This is a genomic window from uncultured Jannaschia sp. (assembly GCF_947494055.1).
Classification (GTDB): Bacteria; Pseudomonadota; Alphaproteobacteria; order Rhodobacterales; family Rhodobacteraceae; genus Jannaschia.
Window position 1 is genome coordinate 1 of the sequence record NZ_CANLTR010000213.1, and the last position, 345, is coordinate 345.

General features: G+C 59.1%; 1 pseudogene. It reads right to left on the reverse strand.

Annotated elements, in window-relative coordinates:
* Positions 1 to 34: 34 nt before the first annotated feature.
* Positions 35 to 276 (reverse strand): annotated as a pseudogene (locus Q1A87_RS23895) (hypothetical protein); the annotation flags it as partial.
* Positions 277 to 345: the final 69 nt, after the last annotated feature.

A 345-nucleotide genomic window follows, 5' to 3' on the forward strand; every position in this document is an offset into this window, starting at 1 on the left:
CCTTCCGGATCGACCTGCCGAAGGGAATGACGGCCTAGGTGTTCAGTCCCGGCATTTGGTGGATCGGATTGAGGATGAATCGATCCGGCTCTGATGTCCAGATTTTGCAGATGTATTCGTAGGGCGTGAGGCCGCCGAGGGTCTTGAGCCTGCGAGCGAAGTTGTAGGTGAGGAGGGACAAGACGACAGTCCAGTGGACTGTCGTCCCCGACGCAAGATGAAGTCGCCAAGGTGCGTGCGCAGCTGGTCGTGGCTGTCGTAATGATAGCGCTTGACGTTCAGCCGTCGCCGATCCCCCGGATCGGCTTTGGGCCTCACCCTCCTTGATCGTCCGGTTCATCCGTT